This is a genomic window from Flavobacterium sp., from assembly GCF_043722275.1.
Lineage (GTDB): Bacteria > Bacteroidota > Bacteroidia > Flavobacteriales > Flavobacteriaceae > Flavobacterium.
Genome location: NZ_JAYSPC010000168.1, coordinates 1 through 1712 on the forward strand (window position 1 = coordinate 1; position 1712 = coordinate 1712).

A 1712-nucleotide genomic window follows, 5' to 3' on the forward strand; every position below is an offset into this window, starting at 1 on the left:
TTGCCACTTACTATTAATATCTTTGAATGGAAATATTTTAATACAACATTTAGAAATCTGATTTTATTTTTGCCGTTTGCTTATGGAAAACAAACCTCCGCAGCTTGATCGTAGTTTATCGCTTTTACAAGCTACATCGGTTAATATGATAGACATGGTGGGTATTGGCCCTTTTATCGTATTGCCGTTGGTAATTAAAATTATGGGTGGGCCGCAGTTTATTTTTGCCTGGATAGCCGGCGCGCTGCTCTCAATAATTGATGGCATGATTTGGTCAGAACTTGGGGCGGCATATCCAAAAGCGGGTGGCAGTTATAATTTCCTTAAAGAGGCTTTCGGTAAAAAATGGGGAAGATTGCTGTCTTTTCTTTTTGTCTGGCAAACACTCTTATTAGCGCCATTGGTTGCAGCAAGCGGGGCCATTGGTTTTTCACAGTATTGCACTTATATATATCCTTTTTCTGCCATTCAACAAAAAATTATTTCGGGTGGCTTAATTATTTTATTAGTTTTTCTTCTTTACAGAAAAATTAATACCATCGGCAAAATAAGCACCGTCTTATGGATTGCAGTTATGATTACACTTTGCTGGATAATCTATGGCGGCATCACTCATCATACAATAAGCAATAAATGGTTGCCTGATGCGAATAGTTTTTCAGCGCAATTATTTTTTGTCGCTCTCGGACAGGCAACGGTTAAAACTATTTATAGTTACCTGGGATATTATAATGTATGTCATCTCGGAGGAGAAATCCGCAATCCGGAAAAAAATATTCCCCGAAGTATTTTTATTTCTGTTATCGGAATTTCGATTCTTTACCTGGCAATGAATATCAGTGTGGTTAGCGTTGTTCCTTGGCGGGAAGCTCAAAATTCATCTTTTATTGTCAGCACTTTTATAGAAAAAATTTACGGGAATACTGCAGCAACAATTGCTACAGTACTTGTACTCATTGTTGCCTTCGCATCCTTATTCGCCGTGTTACTGGGCTATTCCAGAATTCCTTATGCGGCCGCGGCGGATGGAAGGTTTTTCCCTGTATTTGCAAAACTGCATCCGACTAAACATTTTCCTTATGTTTCGTTGCTTTTTCTGGGAAGTCTTGCTTTTGTTTTTAGTCTGTTGTTCAAACTAAGTCTTGTGATTAATGCAATTCTTGCAATGAGAATCCTGGTTCAATTCATCGGACAAGCTATTGGTGTAGTATTTTTGCGAAAACGAAACGGGACAAAAAATCTGCCTTTCAAAATGATCCTTTATCCGTTGCCTGTAATTATAGCGATAATTATCTGGCTTTTTATTTTTATGAGTACAGGAAAAGAGATGGCCTTGTATGCGACAGGAATTATTGCTGCTGGAGTTGTAGTCTATTATCTTTTAAATAGATTTAATAAATTTGAAAACCCGCAGACAAAAAATTTATCGAATCCTTAGTGGCCTTTGCTGTAATTTGATGAAATATTTTAACTGTAAAAAATACAATGTTTTATTTAATTATAAGATTTATTAAAAAACTAAATATCATGACAAAAAGATTATTCATTATTATTTTTCTTCTCTCGGCATTTCTTCTTAACGCTCAGCAGAATGATTCTCTCATCCGTGTATTAATTGTTACCGCTCATCCGGATGACGAATCGGGTTTTGCCGCAACTGTCTATAAGATTACGCACGAACTGAAGGGTGTGGTTGATCTTGCTGTTATCAC

Annotated in this window: 2 protein-coding genes; both read left to right on the plus strand. The window is 36.7% G+C overall.

Translation table 11 applies throughout. From position 1 onward, the window contains the following. Positions 1-82 precede the first annotated feature (82 nt). Positions 83-1438 carry an APC family permease gene (locus ACHZDT_RS20595; RefSeq protein WP_394776581.1) on the plus strand — a complete coding sequence of 452 codons (1356 nt, stop codon included), beginning with the start codon at positions 83-85 and terminating at the stop codon, positions 1436-1438. Positions 1439-1527: 89 nt separating this feature from the next. After that, positions 1528-1712, plus strand: a 185-nt coding sequence (locus tag ACHZDT_RS20600; RefSeq protein ID WP_394776582.1) for a hypothetical protein, incomplete at its 3' end; no start/stop codon positions are given.